This is a genomic window from Streptomyces sp. NPDC052301 (assembly GCF_044593395.1).
Classification (GTDB): Bacteria; Actinomycetota; Actinomycetes; order Streptomycetales; family Streptomycetaceae; genus Streptomyces.
In genome coordinates this window covers 18,539-35,029 of the sequence record NZ_JBIUBE010000015.1, presented here as the reverse complement: position 1 = coordinate 35,029, position 16,491 = coordinate 18,539, and the positions used below count along the sequence as shown (strand labels likewise).

Below are 16,491 nucleotides of genomic sequence, written 5' to 3'. Positions count from 1 at the left end.
GCGTGTTGGGTCATCCAGGGCAGCACCCCGGCCGCCCACCGGCCGGCGTCCGCCGTCCACCCGGCGGGGTTCCGGGCGGGGCCCGGGGCCCCCCGGGGGGGGCCCCCCGCCCCCCCCCCGTCCGGTCCGGACGCGGCCAGCAGCACGCACAGGGCGTACTCCTCGCCCAGCCCGTCCGGTATGTCGTCCCCCAGGGCCTGCAGTACGGCGCTGGCCCGGTCCGCGAACGCGTCCGCGGCTCCTCGGATCCACAGGTACGTCGAGGCCGCGCCGAGCAGTTCCAGGGCGGCCCTCCACTCGGCAGCGTGGACCGCCCGGCGTACCGCCGCCAGCAGTTCGGGTTGCTGCGCGGACAGGGCTGTCAGCGTGCGGAGTTGATCGTGCCCGCGCAACAACGGCTCCGTGGTGCGGAGGAGTTCGAGCAGGGCACCGGCGTGGGCCGCGTTCGCCTCGCCCTCCTCCCCCGCCTCGGCGAGCCGTTCGGCGGCGTAGGCGCGGATCGTGGCCAGCATGCGGTAGCGGCCCGCCGACCGTTCCAGCAGGGACTTGTCGGCCAGGGCCGTCAGGGTGTCCTCGTCGGTGCCGCACACCCGGCACGCGGTGTCCGTGGTCGCGCCCGCCGCGAACACGGAGAAGCGCCGGGCCGCCTGCTGCTCGGACGGGCCCAGCAGGTCCCAGCTCCAGGCGACCACCGACCGCAGGGTCCGGTGCCGGGTGTCGGCCGTTCGGCTGCCCTGCCCGGCCACGGCCAGCCGGTCGTGCAACCGGTCGGTCAGCTCCGGGAGGCTCAGCGTGCGCAGCCGGGCCGCGGCCAGCTCGATGGCCAGCGGCAGGTGGTCCAGTGCCGCGCAGACGTGGCGCACCGCTTCCGGGTCGGGCACGAAGGCGCGCCGTACCGCACGGGCCCGGTCGGTGAACAGGTCGACGGCCGCGGTGTCGTCGAGCGGTCGTACGGGGTGCAGGTGCTCGCCGATGACCCCCAGCGGCTCGCGGCTGGTGGCCAGCACGCGCAGCCCGGGGCCGGCGGTGAGCAGGCGGGCCGCCAGGACGGCGGCCTCCTCCACCAGGTGCTCGCAGTTGTCGAGGACCAGCAGGAGGGTCCGGCCGGACAGGGCCGCGATCAGCCGGTCCCGTGCACCCTGGCCGCCCGCGTCGCCCGCGTGCAGCCCTCGCTCGCGCAGGCCGAGCGCCCCGAGCAGGGTCTGCGGCAGGAGGCGCGGGTCGTGCAGCGGGCCGAGTTCGGCGAAGCACACCTCGCCGCCCTCGGCGGCGGCCACCTCGGCGGCCAGCCGGGTCTTGCCGACCCCGCCCGGTCCGGTCAGGGTGACCAGCCGGGCCGTGCGCAGCAGGCCGGTGATCTCCGCGACCTCGCCGCTGCGGCCGACGAACGCCGTCAGCGGGGCGGGTGGTGCGGCGAGGGCGGGCGTCGGATCTGCGGCCAGCAACTCCCGGTGCAGTGCGGCGAGTTCGGCCGAGGGGTCGGCGCCCAGCTCGTCCGCGAGGTGTCGCCTTACCTGGTCGTACACGAGCAGTGCCTCGGCCTGGCCGCCGTCGGCGAACAGGGCGCGTACGAGCAGGGCGGCGAACCGCTCGCGCAGCGGATACCGGCCGACGAGTTCCCGCAACTCCGGTACGACCGCGCGGTGTTCGCCGAGTGTCAGCTCGGCCTCGATGCGGTCCTCCAGGGCCGCCAGCCGCAACTCCTCCAGCCGTACGGCTGCCGCGCGTCCGTGCTCGACGTCCGCGAGGTCGGCCAGCGCGGGCCCCCGCCACAGCTGAAGTGCCGCTCGCGACGCGGTCAGGGCCCGTTCCGCATCCCCCTCCCGCAGCGCCGCCCGTCCCTGGGCGGCCAGGCGCTCGAAGCGGCCCGCGTCCACGTCGTCGGGGTCGGCGAGGAGGCGGTAGCCGGCCCCGGTCCGCTCGATGACCGCCGTCCCGGCCAGCGCCGTACGCAGGCGGGACACCTGCGACTGCAGGGCGTGCCCGGACCGGGCGGCGTCCGGTCCGGTCCCCTCCGCCAGCCGGTCGACGGGTACGACCTCCCCCGGCCGGATCAGCAGCATGGTGAGCAGGGCTCGACGGGCGGGACCACCGAGCGACACCGGTGCGCCGTCGTCGCCGCACACCTGCGTCCCGCCGAGGATTCGAAAGCGCATGCGGCCGATTATGCGGGTGGAGCAAGGGAGTCGGGGTGATCACCTCGGGGCGAGCGGGCCGAGCCATGTGCCGCCGGACACGTCGATCGTCTGACCGGTGACCCAGCGGCCCTGCGGACCCGCGAGGAAGCCGACGACGTCCGCCACGTCCTCCGGTTCGCCGAGCCGCCCGAGCGCGGTGATCGCCTCCAAGCCGGCCACCACCTCCGGGATCGAGGTGTACCCGGCGGTGAGGTCGGTGCGCACCGCGCCCGGCGCGACCGTGTTCACGGTGATGCCCCGGCCGCCGAGTTCGTTGGCCAGCGACGGGGCCAACGACGCCAGGGCGGCCTTGGTGACGGTGTAGCCGATCTGGGTGGAGACGGCGAACCTGCTGGCGGTGGAGCCCATGTTGATGATCCGGCCGCCGTCGTTGAGCAGCGCGAGGGCCCGGCGGATCACGAAGAACGGGGTGGTGACGTTGACCGCGAGCAGCCGCTCCCACTCCTCCTCGCAGACGTCGGCGATCGAACTGGTGGAGGCGATCCCCGCGTTGTTCACCAGGACGTCCAGCCCGCGGTCGCCCAGTCCGTCACCGAGCTGCTCGAACAGCGCGTCGACGGCTCCGACCTCGCCGAACGTGGCGCGGACGGAGAAGGCCTGACCGCCGGCCTTCTCGATGTGTGTCACAGTCTCCCTGGCCGCCTCCGCGTTCCGCCCGTAGTGCACGGCGACCAGTGCGCCGTCGGCGGCCAGCCGCAGCGCCACCGCCCGCCCGATCCCGCGCGAACCGCCGGTCACCAGCGCCGTCTTGCCGGTCAGAGCACCCATCGTCAACTCCCTTGTGGGGGCCGGTCCCGCTGCTGGAACCGGCGATGGGTCCACCTTCGGCGCGGCCGCTCACCGGCCGCTCACCGCACGCTCACCGACCTTCACGTCGGCTCGCCGGCCGGTCAGCTGCCACAGGCACGCTGGGCCTGGGAGGCCGTGGCGTCGGCTTGCGCCTCGGCGTCCGCGAGCGCCTGCAGCTCGGAACGGTCAGGGTGCCCTCCGTCGGCGATCCTGTCCTGCAGTTCCTTCTTGCAGGCCTCGTAGTCGTGCTCCGCCTCGTCGGCGGCCGCCACAGCCGCGGCGCATGCGTCGTCAGGGGTGCCGGGCGTGGCGTGGGCCGCCGGGGGAAGTGCCAGGAACAGCGCGGCGCCGACCGGGATCGCCGGCAGGCGGGTGCACACCATGTCCGGCCTCCGTGTCGGGAGAGGGGTGCCGGGTCAGGACGACAGAAGGATCCGACGGCTGCTGTCGCCCGAGTTGACGCATTGCAGGTAGGGGTTCGGGGCGCCCTGGCGCTGCCGGCACTTCCAGATGGTGCCGCCCGCCCGGACCGTGGCCGGTGCGTCCGACCTGCCGGTGGCCGCCTTGGTGTAGGCGTTCGCCACCTGCAGGGCGGTGCTGCAGGACTCCCCCGGGTCGGCCCACACCCCGAGCCCTGTCGCCTTGTCCGACCCGCAGTACTGGGGCTTGGCCGGGGCGGCCGCCGTGTCGGCGAACGCGTGGGCCGGGGCCCAGAGGCTCAGCGCGGCCGCGCCCATCAGCGCTGCGGCCACTCCCCTTTTGATCAACTTCATCGCATACCTCCTTTGCGGTGGCGACGGACAGCGAGCGGGGTACCGAGTACCCAGCCTCTCTCCGTGCGCATCGGGCTCACTCCGTCCCCGAGTCCGGGCCGCCCGTGTCATTTCTTTGGACGCTTCAGCGTGCGACGTATCGCGGCCACGCACGAACTTCGACCGAAAGGTCGAAGGAGCATCGGCCGAATGGCCGATCGTGAAGGGAGCGTGGTCCGGGCCGGTCCGCGTCCCTCGGGCCCCGGCGGCAGCCATCCGGCGCTCAGACCCCGACGGCCACCATCACGATCAGGACGACCAGGAGCAGGAGGACGTAGGCGGCGGAGTGGACGCGGTCCGGGACGCGGCCGGTGACCCGCCTCGCCACGGCGATGGTGGGCAGCGATCCGAGGAGCAGGGCGGCGCCCGCGGTGAGATCGACGTAGCCGAGGTGTGTGCCGGTGGGGGCGCTGTGGGCGATGGGGGCGAGAGCGTAGACGAGGGTCCCGGCCACGGCGACGGGGACGCTGAGGGGGTTGGCCATGGCGGTCGCCTCGGCCATGGGCAGGCCCCTGCGGCGCAGGAGGGGGACCGTCATGACGCTCCCGCCCACACCCAGCGCGGCGGCCACCAGGCCGATGCCCATGCCGCCGAGGGTCGTCGTGCCCCGGCCCAGGGGCTGGGGACGCGGCTGGTGCGCCACCGAGAGGAAACCCTTGCGCAGCAGACTGTCGGTGATCGTCACCAGCAGGTAGGCGGCGAACAGCAGGCGCAGCGCCGTACCGCCCACCGCGGTGGCCGCGAAGGATCCGGCGGCCGCGCCGACCGTGATGTACGCCGCCAGCGGCCAGACGTACGCGCGGCGCAGCCGACCCTGGCGCCATTGGGCCAGCGCCGCCGCGGCGGCGTTGACGGCCATGACCGCTGCCGAGGTCGCCACGGCCACGTGCATGGCGTCGGCGCCGGTTCCCGGACGCGCCGTCACGCTCAGGACGCCGTAGACGACAGGGACGGTGACGAAACCTCCGCCGAAGCCGAAGAGCACGGTGGTGATGCCGGTCAGGCATCCGAAGAACACAAGGGTGGAGAACGAGGTCAGCACTGCTCCGACGTTAGGGATCACGAGGCTGGCGAACAATCGATGCCGTGCCAGTTCGCTACGCGCAGCAGACAGACGGTGCGACAGCCGCGTAGCCTCACGGCATGCGCAATGTCCCGCTCGCGGCGGTGGACGACCTCGATCGTGCCGTGCTGGCCATCGGTACCGACTACCCGCCCGAGCACCTGCTCGTCTGGCACGAGCACCGCCGGGCCCAGGTCCTGTACGCGGCGACCGGCGTCATGCGGGTCGAGACGGCGGACGGCAACTGGACGATTCCGACGGCCCGTGCCGTGCTGATCCCTTCCATGACCCGGCATCAGGTCACCATGACGGGAGTCAGCACCCGCAGCCTCTACATCGAACCCGCTGCCGTGCCGTGGTTTCCCGCCCGCTGCCAGGCGGTCGACGTCTCCGCCCTGCTCCGGGCGCTGATCCTGGAAGCCGTCGAGATGGAGCCGCGGTATGCCGAGCACAGCCGGGACGCGGCGGTCGCGGCCCTCATCCTGCACGAGCTCAGGACTCTCACTCCGCTGCCGCTCGACCTACCGCTCCCGTCCGATCCACGGCTGCGCGCCCTCTGCGAGGCGTTCCTGCAACGGCCGGACATCCATGACCCGCCCGCCCGTTGGTGTGCGGCCCTCAACATCAGCGAACGCACCCTCGCACGCCTGTTCCGGCGCGGCACCGGCCTGAGCTTCTCGCAGTGGCGGCAGCGGGCCTGCGTCCTGCACTCCCTGCAGCACCTCACCGCGGGCATGCCCGTCACCCGTATCGCCGCCCTGCTGGGCTACGACAACCCCGCCGCCTACACGGCCGCATTCGGCAGGCTCCTCGGCCGGCCGCCGACGGCGTACCGGAATCCGTGACCGGATTCCATCAAGCAGGCCGGTAGGGGCTGTGCATGGTGAGGAACCGGATGTCGAGGTCCGTCTCCCGGTAGGCACAGGCGGCTACGGCCGATGTCCTCGGGTCGTGTCAGCCTTCACCCTGCGCGATGGGCAGGTGGACCGGACCACGAAGGCCGGCGGCGCATGAGGTACCGCCCTCGGCCCATGCCTCGGCGCGCAGCCGCGCCGAGCGGCGGGCGACCTCAGCGTCGTCGAGCACAGCGTGCAGGGCCGTACGCAGGCTCTCGGTGAGCAGCGCGTCAGCGGCGCCGGGCGATGGTCACTCCGTCACGCACCGGCAGCACGACCGAGTCCGCTCGGGCGTCGGCTGTGATGAGGTCGTTCAGCCGCCGCATCGCGGGGTGGCGGTCCTCTCGGTACGCGATGCCGACGACCGGCCCGGCGTCGAGCGTGCGCAGCGTCGCCGGCGCGGGGGCGAGGCGCACGTCGATCCGGTCGGCGACGCCCGCGCGCTCCCCGTACGGGCGGCCGATCGCGGCCCACTCCCTCGCTGACGTCGCAGGCGGGCAGCCGGCCACCGTCGGTCAGGCCGCGGGCGATGCGCAGGGCCGGGCAGCCGGTGAAGACGCCGACCTCGACGGCGAGGCGGCCGCCGGTCGGCCGGGTGAGCGTGGTGAGCGGCGTGCCCTCGTCGGCGGAGACCTGCATGTGTGCGGCACCGACCCTCTTCGACCGCCCGCCCGGGCGGCTCGGCTGCGTCCGCTTGTACCCCGGCTCCTTCCGTCCGCCCGGAGGCGGACGGCGCCGCCCCTGGCCGGAACTCAGTTCCAAAAGCCCGCGGCGGCCGCCTCGCTCACGAAGGTCTCGAACGTCCTGGGTGGGCGTCCCAGGGCCTGTTCCACGCCGTCGGACGGTGCGGCGCCCGCGCCGTTGCCTACGGCCACGAGGAGTTCCGTGAGGAGCCGGGCCACGTCGGGTGAGGTGCCGGCGGCGACCTGACGCTCGACGAAGACCTCAGGGTCGACGTCGACGTGACGGACCGGCCGGCCGGTGGCCCGCGCGATGAGTCCGGCCGCTTCACCGAAGCTGAGCGCCCGTGGGCCGGTCAGGTCGTAGACCTGGCGGCTGTGGTGGTCCTCGGTCAGCGCCGCCGCGGCGACCTCGGCGATGTCCGCGGCGTCGACGAACGGCGTGCGCCCGTCGGCGGTGGGCAACGCCAGGGTTCCGGCGAGGATCCCGGCCCGCCACGGGCCCTCGCTGAAGTTCTGTGCGAACCACTGCGGGCGCAGGATGGTCCACTCGACACCGCTGCCGCGCACGGCCTGCTCGGCGGCATGCAGCGGATGGCCGTCCTCGCCCGCGCGCGGGGCGGACAGCAGCACCAGTCGGCGTACTCCCGCGGCGACCGCCTCGGTCACCAGCCGGGGGATGCGCGCCTGGTGGTTTGTGCTTGCCGACAGGCTGGGTTCCACGAGATAGGCGGCGGTGACGCCGTCCAGCGCGGGTGTCCAGCCGGTCGGGTCGTCGAGGTCGAAGTGGACGTCGCCGCCGGCGCGGGACGCCGTACGGACCGGCAGGCCGGCTGACTGGAGGCGCCGGGCGATGCGGCTGCCGGTCTTGCCGGTGCCGCCGAGGACGAGGATGGTCTTCATGCCGTCCAGACAACCGCACGGCGTGTGGACGATCCATGGGAGAACGTCGCTGCTGCCTTTGTGATCGTCTAGCGTGGGGAGCGTGGACGTCCTCAGCGATCTGCTGCACCGGGCCAGGGCCAGGAACACGTGGGTCAGGCAGCTGATCCAACGCCCCCCGTGGTCGCTGACCTTCACCGACCCGCCCCCTCTCACGGTGGTGACCACACTCGCCGGCCATGCGTCCGTACGGACCGACGGCAGGACCGCCGCACCGGTACGGCTCGCGGCGGGCGACGTCGCCCTGATCACCGGCCCCGGCCCCCACACGGTGGCCGACGCCCCCTCCACCCCTCCGCAGATGGTGATCCACGGGCGGCGGAAGAGCGTCGTGGACGGATCCGCCGAAGACGCGCACCGACACCGGAACTTGGCGCCCCGCACCTATGGCGACGGTCTTCCCGGTGCCACGATCATGCTGCGCGGCGCCTACGACCTGAGCGGCGACGTCGGCGACCGCCTGCTGGGCATGCTGCCGCCGCTGGCGGTCGTACCCGCCGGACCGACGACCCGGGCGGCACTGGACCTGCTCGCCACCGAGGCCACCCGCGACGATCCCGGCCAGGACGCCGTGCTGGACCGGCTGCTGGACCTCTTGCTCGTGCTGGCGCTGCGCGCCTGGTGCGCCCGAGCGGAGACGGCCCCCGCCTGGTACCGGGCACTGGCCGATCCGGCGATCGGCGAGGCGCTGCATCTGCTGCACGAGGATCCCGCCCGCCGGTGGACGGTCGCCGGACTGGCCGCCCGGGTCGGCATGTCCCGTGCCGCGTTCGCCGCCCGCTTCACCGCTCTGGTCGGCGAACCGCCGCTCACCTACCTCACCGACTGGCGGATGACGCTGGCTGCGGACCTGCTCCGGGACGCCGAGACGACCGTCGCCGCCGTGGCTCACGAGGTGGGGTACGAGGACCCCTTCGCCTTCAGCGTGGCGTTCAAGCGCACCCGGGGCGTCAGCCCTTCGGTGTGGCGCCGGCAGATCCACTGATCGTGCGCTCCTCGGCCCGCTCTCCCGGCAGTGATCGATCCGCGCCCGGGATGTGGCCGACTGCCATGACGCGGCGTCAGATACCCGGCTCGGCCCAGATGTCGGGCGGGACCACCCCCGTCGCCCGGCCGTACGGGTCCAGCAGGCGGCCGAGGAGTTTGTCGTGGCGCAGGGTGATGACGCGGTCGACGACGTCCAGGCTGGGATGGGTGGTGGCGAGATGAGTCTCCAGGCGCAGGGCGTCGTCCACGGAGTGCAGGCCGGCCTGCAGGATGAGGTTGTGGGGGCCGCTGACGGCGGCGCAGTTGCGGGTCTCGGGCAGGCGGATCAGGGCCTGGCCGACGGCGGGCAGGTCGGTGGGCGGGACCTTGGCCCAGAAGGTGAGGGCGACGGGCCAGCCTCCCAGGGGGCGGGCGAAGTCGCAGCGGAAGCGCAGGACGTCGAGTCGGACCAGCTGCTCCACGCGGCGTTTGACGGTGGACAGGCTGACGTCAAGGGCGGTGGCGAGGCCCTGGTAGGAGGCGCGTCCGTCGTGAGCCAGCCGGGCGAGGAGGGCACGGTCGAACGCGGTGATGTCGCCGGGGCCCTGCCGGGGCGGCTGGGTGGCGGGCGGTGCGGTGAGTCGGGCGCGTTGGTCGGGGGCCAGGGCGGCGATGCGCCAGCGGCCGCCCTCGGTGAACGTGTGGGTGACGATCCGGACGTCGACGGCGGTGATGCCCGGGACGTGCGGCAGCAGGTCGAGGGTGTAGCGGGACAGGGCGGACAGGTCGCGCGTGGCGACGGTGGCGAGGATGTCGTGACCGCCGGCGGAGCGTTCGAGGGTGAGCATGTGGGGATGACCGCTGAGGGCTCGGGCGACCGCGGCGGTGGCGGCCGGGGCGCAGTCGATCTGGGCGAACGCGAGGCAGATCCGGTCGAACAGGCGTGGGCCGGGTGAGAGACCGACCCAGGCCGTGCCGTGCTCGGCAAGTCGGTTGAAGCGGCGGGCGACGGTGACGGCATCGACCCCGAGGGCGCGGCCGAGTTCGGTCCATGAAGCTCTGGGCCGCAGCTGAAGCGCGTTGATCAACGCGAGATCGTCCTCGCTCAGCGGTTTCGCATCTTCCTGCATCGGTGGCCCCGTCTTGGCGAGAATCCTGCGTTCCTCCTCGTCCTGGTGGCTAGTCTCGCACCGTAGGTCCAGGAGCTCGTACCGGGCGGGCCGGAGCAGGAGGACCGGAGCGTGGCGTTCGCCGACTATCAGAACGAGATCTACTTCCATGGGCTGCACGGGGTGGTACCGCGCCTGCCGATGACGTACGCCGAGCTGGAACCGCTGGCCCACGCCGCGATGCCCCCGTCGGTGCGGTCGTACGTGGCCGGTGGTGCCGGGGACGAGTACACCCAGCGGGCCAACGTCACCGCCTTCGAGCAGTGGGGACTCGTGCCGCGCATGCTGGTGGGCGCGCGCGAGCGGGACCTGTCGGTCGACCTGTTCGGCATGCGTCTGGCCTCGCCGCTGTTCATGGCCCCGATCGGCGTGATCGGCCTGTGTGCCCAGGACGGCCACGGCGACCTCGCCACCGCGCGCGCCGCCGCCCGCACAGGGGTGCCGATGGTCGCCTCGACCCTGGCCGTGGACCCGATGGAGGAGCTCGTCCCCGAGTTCGGTGACACCCCCGGCTTCTTCCAGCTCTACACCCCCACCGACCGGGAGCTGGCCGAGAGCCTGGTCCACCGGGCGGAGAAGTCCGGGTTCAAGGGCATCGTGGTCACCCTGGACACCTGGATCACAGGCTGGCGGCCGCGCGACCTGTCGGTCAGCAACTTCCCGCAACTGCGCGGGCACTGTCTGACCAACTACACCAGCGACCCGGTCTTCCGCTCCCGTCTCGCCAAGTCCCCGGAGGACGATCCGGCGGCCGCGGTGATGCTCTGGGCCCAGATCTTCGGCAATCCCCTCACCTGGGACGACCTGCCCTGGCTGCGGTCCCTGACCGACCTGCCGCTGATCCTCAAGGGCCTGTGTCACCCCGACGACGTCCGCCGCGCCAAGGACGCGGGTGTGGACGGCATCTACTGCTCCAACCACGGCGGCCGACAGGCCAACGGCGGACTGCCCGCGCTGAACTGCCTGCCCGGCGTGGTCGATGCCGCCGGGGACCTGCCCGTCCTGTTCGACTCCGGCGTCCGCACGGGTGCCGACGTCGTCAAGGCTCTGGCCCTGGGCGCGACCGCCGTCGGCATCGGCCGCCCCTGTGCCTACGGTCTGGCCCTCGACGGCACCGACGGCATCGTGCACGTCCTGCGCTCCCTGCTCGCCGAGGCGGACCTCCTCATGGCCGTCGACGGCTATCCCACGCCGGCCGACCTCACGCCCGACGTCCTCCAGCGCATCCGCTGACACGCGGCGCGCCGGCGGGGCCTGCCCGGGCCCTCACCGGCGCGGCTCGACTCTCGGGGCACGGGGGGTCTTGCCGCGCGAGGCGGCGCTGGCGGTCCGGGGCTTCGGCGGCGGTGCGGGGTTCGGTTCCGACCGGCACGGTTGCCCGGCGGTGTGTCGATCCCACAGGAACGGCTGTCCGTCGCCCGAGTGGACAAGCCCAGGCCTCGGGCGGCATGGTGTCGAACCCTCGCTCCAGGCGGGCGACGTCCTGGCCACCGACGTCGCGCTCCCCGCCGACGTACGCCCCGGTGACCTGCTCGCCGTGCCCGTGGCCGGGACGTATCACCTGTCCATGGCCTCCGGTTGCAAGCTGGTCGGCCGCCCGCCCGTGGTCGCCGTACGCGACGGCCTCGCCCGTCTCCTGGTCCGCCGCGCGTGGTTGGAGGACATCCGCAGCCGACGTGGGCTGTGACCGGACTCCGGCCGGCTCGACGTGCTGTGGCCGCCGACCACGGCGTGCGGGCGTCCGTCGACGAAGCGCATGCGACGGCGTCCGCGCCGCCGGTGCCGGTGTGGAGCGCGGCACGCGGGGCGCGTGCGCGGCCGGTCGTGCTACTCCGTTGCCTCCGTCTGGGCTTCGTCCCCGCCGGTCCGGCCCGCCGGGCGGCGGCCGCGCGGCTGCTGCGGTTCGGGGAGTGCGGGGGCGGGGGGCATCGGGCGGTCCACCTGTTCCTGGGCGGTGACGGTCAGCGGTTCCCCGTGGTGCAGCACCACCAGCGGATCGCCGTCGACCAGCCGGTAGCGTACTCGGGTCCCACCGATGTCCACCTTCAGTCTGCGTCCGCGCACCGCCACGGTGAACGCCACCCTGGACAGCGCTTCCGGCAGGCGCGGCGTGAACCCGAGCAGGTCCGGCTTCCCGTCGTCACCGAGGTACCGGCGCAGGCCGCCGAAGCCCACGACCAGGGCGATCCACGTCCCGGCGAGGGAGGCGATGTGCAGTCCGTCGCGGGTGTTGTGCTCCAAGTCGTCCAGGTCCATCAGCGCCGCCTCGCCGAGATAGGCGTAGGCGAGCCGCAGGTGCCCGGTCTCGGCGGCGAGCACCGCCTGGCAGCACGCCGAGAGGGAGGAGTCGCGGACGGTGAGTGTCTCGTAGTAGGCGAAGTTGCGGGCTTTCTCCTCGTCGGTGAAGGCGTAGGGGCACGCCAGCATCGCCAGCACCACGTCGGCCTGCTTGACGACTTGTTTGCGGTACAGGTCGAAGTAGGGGTAGTGCAGCATCAGCGGGTAGTTCTCGGGCGGGGTCGCCTCGAAGTCCCAGCGCTGGAACTGCGTGTACCCGGCGGACTGTTCGTGCACGCCGAGGGTCTCGTTGTACGGGACCGCCATGCGGGCCGCCGCGTCGCGCCAGGCGGCGGCCTCCTCGTCGTCGACACCCAGTTCCTCGGCGCGCTCCGGATGACGCGTTACCATGTCCGCCGCCATGCGCAGGTTCTGACGAGCCGTCAGGTTGGTGTACAGGTTGTCCCGGGCGATGGCGCTGTACTCGTCGGGACCGGTGACCCCGTCGATGTGGAACACGCCCTCCGCGTCGTGGTGACCGAGGGAGCGCCACAGCCGGGCGGTGTCCACGAGGAGGTCGAGGCCTTCATGGCGACCGAACTGCTCGTCGCCGGTCATCATCACGTAGCGGACCGCGGCCATGGCGACGTCGGCGTTGATGTGGAAGGCGGCCGTGCCGGCCGGCCAGTAGGCGGAGCACTCGGCGCCGTCGATCGTCCGCCACGGGAACACCGCCCCCGACAGCCCCAGCTGGCGCGCGCGTTCCCGGGCCGCCGGCAGCGTCCGGTGCCGCCATCGCAGCGGCGAGGCGACGGTCTCCGGGGCGGTGAAGGTCAGCACCGGCAGGACGTAGGACTCGGTGTCCCAGAAGGAGTGTCCGTCGTATCCGGTTCCGGTCAGCCCCTTGGCGGGGATCGCCCGGTTCTCCCCGCGGGCCGCCGCCTGGAGTACGTGGAAGAGGGCGAACCGCACCGCCTGCTGGATCTGCGCGTCGCCCTCGACCTCGACGTCCGCGCCGGCCCAGAAGCGGTCGAGGTAGGCGCGTTGTGCCGCGACCAGGCCGTCCCAACCGGTGCTGACCGCGGCGGCCACCGCGCCGTCCACCTGATCGTGCACGGCCGGCAGCGAGCGCTGCCCCGACCAGCCGTAGGCCACGAACTTGACCAGCCGCAGCGGCTGCCCGGGGACCAGGTCCGCGGTCACCGTCAGACGGCTGACGTCGGGCTCGCACTGCGCCGTCCAGCGGGTGCTCTCGGGTCCCTCGACGAGATGGTCGGCCGCCGCTCCCACCCGCAGTCCGCTGCGGTCGGTGCAGTGCACGAGCCGCAACCGGGTGTCCTGCGCGAAGGACTCCTCGGCCAGCAGCGGGGACTCGGTCGCCGCGGCGACCCGCGGATCGCCCTCGACGCGGGGCAGTTGTTCGTTGGCGACGAGTTCGGACTGCACGGCGACCGTGGTCGGTCCGTCGACCGCCTCGACCTCGTACACGATGGCGGCCACCGCGCGCTGGGTGAAGGACACGATCCGCCGGGAGGTGATCCGCACCGTACGGCCGCCGGGCGAGGTCCACCGCGCGGTGCGGCTGAGAATGCCGGAGCGGAAGTCCAGGACCCGCTCGTGCGCCAGCAGCCGACCGTAGCGCAGATCGCACGGGTGGTCGTCGACCAGCAGCCGGATGATCTTGCCATCGGTGACGTTGATCATCGTCTGGCCGGACTCGGGATATCCGTAGCCCGCTTCCGCGTACGGCAGCGGATGTCTCTCGTAGACGCCGTTGAGGTAGGCGCCGGGAAGTCCGTGCGGCTCTCCCTCGTCGAGGTTTCCGCGCCATCCGATGTGCCCGTTGGACAGGGCGAACACCGATTCGCTCTGGGCGAGCACGTCCAGGTTCAGCTCGGTCTCGCGCAGGCACCACGGCTCGACCGTGAAGCTGGGATGGGTGATCACCGCGACTCCAGGAGTTCGGCCAGGTCACGGACCACCACATCCGCGCCGTGGGCCCGTAGCTGATCCGCCTGGCCGACCCGGTCGACCCCTACGACCAGGCCGAACCGTCCCGCCCGCCCCGCTTCGACACCGGCGAGCGCGTCCTCGAACACCGCGGCCTCGTCCGGCTCGACCGCCAGGCCGCGCGCGCCCTCCAGGTAAGTGTCCGGCGCGGGCTTGCCGTGGAGCCGGCGCTCGTGCGCCACCACCCCGTCGATCCGCTCGTCGAACAGGTCCTCGATGCCGGCCGCCACCAGGACGTCCCGGCAGTTCGCGCTGGAGGACACCACCGCGGTGCGCAGTCCGGCTTCCCGCACGGCGCGCACGAAGCGGACCGAGCCCTCGTAAGGTTCCACCCCGTCCTCACGGATCCGGCGCAGCACCAGGTTGTTCTTGCGGGTGCCCAGCCCGTTCACGGTCTCCGCCTCCGGCGGGTCGTCCGGTGACCCCTCGGGCAGGTGCACCCCGCGCGCGGCGAGGAACGTGCGCACCCCGTCCTCCCGGGGCCTCCCGTCCACGTACTCGTCGTAGTCCTCCACTGCGTCGAAGGGCACGAACGCGGTCCCTTCGCGTGCCGCGCGCTCGCGGAGATAGTCGTCGAACATCTCCTTCCAGGCGGCCGCGTGCACCTTCGCGGTCCGGGTGAGCACTCCGTCGAGGTCGAACAGGCAGGCACGGACGTGAGCAGGTAGCCCCAGCATGCCGTCGAGGCTAGGAGCCGCCCGCGGCCGACGGCGCGGCGACACCCTCCGGCACGCGGGAAGGCACCCGCTCGGGCCACGCGGCGGTCTCTACCCGTGGGTGGAGATGCGGGGGGCTGGTCCATCCACCCGTGGTCGGTGGTGCCTCCTACCGCCCACGGAGCAGTCTGAAGGCATGGGATCGCTCCACTCGGGACTTGTTCTGCTCACCGCCGTCTGCTGCGCGATCTTCGGCGCAGCATGGGTCGCCGGGGCCGTCTACTTCGGCATCAGGAGTCAGGACGGTGTGCGCGGCTGGATACACGGACTGCGCCGTTCGTGGCCCCGCCGAGTGCTGCTGATCGCGGGCGCCTACGTGTTCTCCGCTCTGGTCGACCGCTCTCAGGGATTCTGGCGTCACCTGCGGTACTGGCAGCCGGAACTCGCCGTGGCGGGCGCCCTGCTCGCCGTCGCCTCCACCGCTTTGCTGCTGTGGGCCCGCTGGGTCCTGGGCACCATGTGGGCCAGTGTGCCGCTGGTCCAGGAGCACCACGAGCTGCGGACGGACGGCCCTTACCGTCTGGTGCGCCATCCCATCTACACGGGGCTGCTGGGCCTGATCGTCGGTGCCATGCTGGCCTGCGGCTTCGGTGTCTGGATCGCTCTCCTGACAGTCGCGGTCCCCTGGCTGCTGCGGCGGGTCCGGGTCGAGGACGACCTGATGGCGAGACAGTTCGGCGCGGCGTACGAGGCCTACCGCGCCGACGTGCCGGCACTGGTCCCCCGGGCGGGGCCCGGCCGGGTCGGCCTGCACCGTGGTCGCAGCAGCGTGAAGCCGTAGCTGCCGGGCGGTGCAGTGTGTGCGGCCCGCCCGCCGCGTCACACCGGACGCAGCGGGCGGGTCGTGCCCGTCGTGCCGTCAGAGCGGGCTGCCGCTGTCCCCCGGCCGGATGCGTCCGCGCCAGGCTCCGCTCTCGCCGCCGGCCTGCTCGATGTACTGCTTGAAGCGCTTCATGTCGCCCTTCACCCGCCGGTCGATCGTGCCCAGCATGTCCGCGGCCTTCTCCGCGGCCCCGCTGGGGTCGACCTCCATGACGAGTTCCACCTTGGTGTGCATGTCGTCCACGCGCTCGAAGCGGACCGTGCCCTTCTGGCTGGTGTCACCGCTGGTGGTGCGCCACGTGATGCGCTCGTCGGGAAGCTGGTCGACGATCTCCGTGTCGAACTCCCTGCGGACTCCGCCGATCTTGGTGGTCCAGTGGTTGTGGCGGTCGTCCAGTTGCCTGATCTCCTCGACGCCCTCCATGAAGTTCGGGAAGTCCTCGAACTGGGTCCACTGGTTGTAGGCGGTGTGGAGCGGGACGTCCACTTCCACTGTTTCCTTGACCGTGCTCATCAGCCTGCCTCCGTAGCGTCGTTCCACTGCGGAGGCCGAGTACCCGGCATGCCTCCGGTTACCACAACCGGACTCAGGCCCGGCCATGCCTCATCCCCTCGCCGCCGATCACCTCGAAGCCGCCCCGTCCGTCGAACCGCACCTCGCGGATCTCGTCGAACCCGTCCGCCGGTGACGGCTTGCGCAGCCGCTTCAGCGTCGCCAGGACACCCACGTCCGGGACACGCTCGCGGCCCTCCCGGGCGGCGTTGCGGCGCAGGGAGCCGGCCACGTCCGGGGGGAACCAGTAGGCCGTCACCTTCGCCCCGTGGGTGCGGGCCACCTCCACCAGCGGACGCCACTCCTGCGGCGACGGGTTGGTGTTGTCCACCGCCACCGGCCGCCCGGCCGCCAGATGCTCCTCCATCAGCCCTATCTGCCGCCGCTGCTTGCTCTTCGCGCCCCGCGCAAACAGGTCCTTGCTGACCAGCGAGTACCGTCCGGACAGACACCGGACGTAGAAGGTGGTCTTCCCGGAAGCCTGCAGTCCGACCAGCACGGCCACATCCGCTCCGCTCCCCATGACCGCCACGATGCCACGCGGGACCGGCGCACGTCCCCACCCCTTGGGTCGGGCCTGCCGCGCTCACCGCTGAGC

General features: G+C 72.7%; 16 protein-coding genes and 2 pseudogenes. 5 read left to right on the top strand and 13 right to left on the bottom strand.

Annotated features, from left to right (window positions below):
* From ACIHEJ_RS32640 to ACIHEJ_RS32620, 5 genes are all read right to left on the bottom strand, one after another.
* The coding region (locus tag ACIHEJ_RS32640; protein ID WP_400140917.1) for a BTAD domain-containing putative transcriptional regulator at positions 1–2,156 on the bottom strand (2,156 nt) is incomplete at its 3' end.
* 39 nt (positions 2,157–2,195) lie between these two features.
* A complete protein-coding gene (locus tag ACIHEJ_RS32635; RefSeq protein WP_400140916.1) occupies positions 2,196–2,966 on the bottom strand; it encodes an SDR family NAD(P)-dependent oxidoreductase in 771 nt (256 codons plus the stop codon).
* 122 nt (positions 2,967–3,088) lie between these two features.
* Complete coding sequence (locus tag ACIHEJ_RS32630) at positions 3,089–3,370, bottom strand: hypothetical protein (protein ID WP_400140914.1); 282 nt, start codon at positions 3,368–3,370, stop codon at positions 3,089–3,091.
* 33 nt (positions 3,371–3,403) lie between these two features.
* Positions 3,404–3,760: a hypothetical protein gene (locus ACIHEJ_RS32625; protein WP_400140912.1), complete on the bottom strand. Its 357-nt coding sequence runs from the start codon at positions 3,758–3,760 to the stop codon at positions 3,404–3,406.
* 262 nt (positions 3,761–4,022) lie between these two features.
* Entirely contained in the window at positions 4,023–4,841 is an 819-nt protein-coding gene (locus ACIHEJ_RS32620; RefSeq protein WP_400140910.1) for a sulfite exporter TauE/SafE family protein, read from the bottom strand.
* A gap of 101 nt (positions 4,842–4,942) precedes the next feature.
* On the opposite strand from ACIHEJ_RS32620, the gene ACIHEJ_RS32615 reads away from it, so the two are divergent.
* Positions 4,943–5,707: an AraC family transcriptional regulator gene (locus ACIHEJ_RS32615; protein WP_400140908.1), complete on the top strand. Its 765-nt coding sequence runs from the start codon at positions 4,943–4,945 to the stop codon at positions 5,705–5,707.
* A gap of 281 nt (positions 5,708–5,988) precedes the next feature.
* On the opposite strand, the gene ACIHEJ_RS32610 is transcribed toward ACIHEJ_RS32615, so the two are convergent.
* The 3 genes and pseudogenes from ACIHEJ_RS32610 to ACIHEJ_RS32600 all read right to left on the bottom strand — a co-directional run bounded on the left by ACIHEJ_RS32610 (position 5,989) and on the right by ACIHEJ_RS32600 (position 7,341).
* A complete protein-coding gene (locus tag ACIHEJ_RS32610) occupies positions 5,989–6,267 on the bottom strand; it encodes a hypothetical protein (protein WP_400141253.1) in 279 nt (92 codons plus the stop codon).
* A gap of 31 nt (positions 6,268–6,298) precedes the next feature.
* Positions 6,299–6,397: pseudogene (locus tag ACIHEJ_RS32605) on the bottom strand (hypothetical protein); the annotation flags it as partial.
* A 113-nt stretch (positions 6,398–6,510) separates the two neighbouring features.
* Entirely contained in the window at positions 6,511–7,341 is an 831-nt protein-coding gene (locus ACIHEJ_RS32600; protein WP_400140906.1) for an NAD(P)H-binding protein, read from the bottom strand.
* 82 nt (positions 7,342–7,423) lie between these two features.
* Between ACIHEJ_RS32600 and ACIHEJ_RS32595 the strand changes: the two genes are divergently transcribed.
* Positions 7,424–8,365, top strand: coding sequence for an AraC family transcriptional regulator (locus tag ACIHEJ_RS32595; protein WP_400140904.1), 942 nt, complete (start codon positions 7,424–7,426; stop codon positions 8,363–8,365).
* A gap of 76 nt (positions 8,366–8,441) precedes the next feature.
* Here the strand turns inward: ACIHEJ_RS32595 and ACIHEJ_RS32590 are convergent, their stop codons facing one another.
* Entirely contained in the window at positions 8,442–9,476 is a 1,035-nt protein-coding gene (locus ACIHEJ_RS32590) for an Lrp/AsnC family transcriptional regulator (RefSeq protein ID WP_400140902.1), read from the bottom strand.
* Between the two features lie 111 nt (positions 9,477–9,587).
* Here ACIHEJ_RS32590 and ACIHEJ_RS32585 point away from each other — a divergent pair, with 111 nt between their 5' ends.
* Together ACIHEJ_RS32585 and ACIHEJ_RS32580 are read left to right on the top strand one after the other, a co-directional pair.
* On the top strand, positions 9,588–10,748 hold the full coding sequence (locus tag ACIHEJ_RS32585; RefSeq protein ID WP_400140900.1) for an alpha-hydroxy-acid oxidizing protein: 1,161 nt from the start codon (positions 9,588–9,590) through the stop codon (positions 10,746–10,748).
* Between the two features lie 235 nt (positions 10,749–10,983).
* Positions 10,984–11,202, top strand: a pseudogene (locus ACIHEJ_RS32580) (diaminopimelate decarboxylase); the annotation flags it as partial.
* 140 nt (positions 11,203–11,342) lie between these two features.
* Here the strand turns inward: ACIHEJ_RS32580 and ACIHEJ_RS32575 are convergent.
* Both ACIHEJ_RS32575 and ACIHEJ_RS32570 read right to left on the bottom strand, forming a co-directional pair.
* Entirely contained in the window at positions 11,343–13,739 is a 2,397-nt protein-coding gene (locus ACIHEJ_RS32575; protein WP_400140896.1) for a glycoside hydrolase family 65 protein, read from the bottom strand.
* Positions 13,736–14,479 carry an HAD family hydrolase gene (locus ACIHEJ_RS32570; RefSeq protein ID WP_400140893.1) on the bottom strand — a complete coding sequence of 248 codons (744 nt, stop codon included), beginning with the start codon at positions 14,477–14,479 and terminating at the stop codon, positions 13,736–13,738. The genes ACIHEJ_RS32575 and ACIHEJ_RS32570 overlap by 4 nt, the downstream gene beginning before the upstream one ends.
* 175 nt (positions 14,480–14,654) lie before the next feature.
* On the opposite strand from ACIHEJ_RS32570, the gene ACIHEJ_RS32565 reads away from it, so the two are divergent.
* Positions 14,655–15,299, top strand: a complete 645-nt coding sequence (locus tag ACIHEJ_RS32565) for a methyltransferase family protein (protein ID WP_400140891.1) — start codon at positions 14,655–14,657, stop codon at positions 15,297–15,299.
* A gap of 78 nt (positions 15,300–15,377) precedes the next feature.
* On the opposite strand, the gene ACIHEJ_RS32560 is transcribed toward ACIHEJ_RS32565, so the two are convergent.
* Together ACIHEJ_RS32560 and ACIHEJ_RS32555 are read right to left on the bottom strand one after the other, a co-directional pair.
* Positions 15,378–15,854: an SRPBCC family protein gene (locus tag ACIHEJ_RS32560; RefSeq protein WP_400140889.1), complete on the bottom strand. Its 477-nt coding sequence runs from the start codon at positions 15,852–15,854 to the stop codon at positions 15,378–15,380.
* 73 nt (positions 15,855–15,927) lie between these two features.
* Positions 15,928–16,416 (bottom strand): AAA family ATPase, encoded by a 489-nt coding sequence (locus ACIHEJ_RS32555; protein ID WP_400140888.1) that lies wholly within the window; start codon positions 16,414–16,416, stop codon positions 15,928–15,930.
* Between the last annotated feature and the right edge of the window lie 75 nt (positions 16,417–16,491).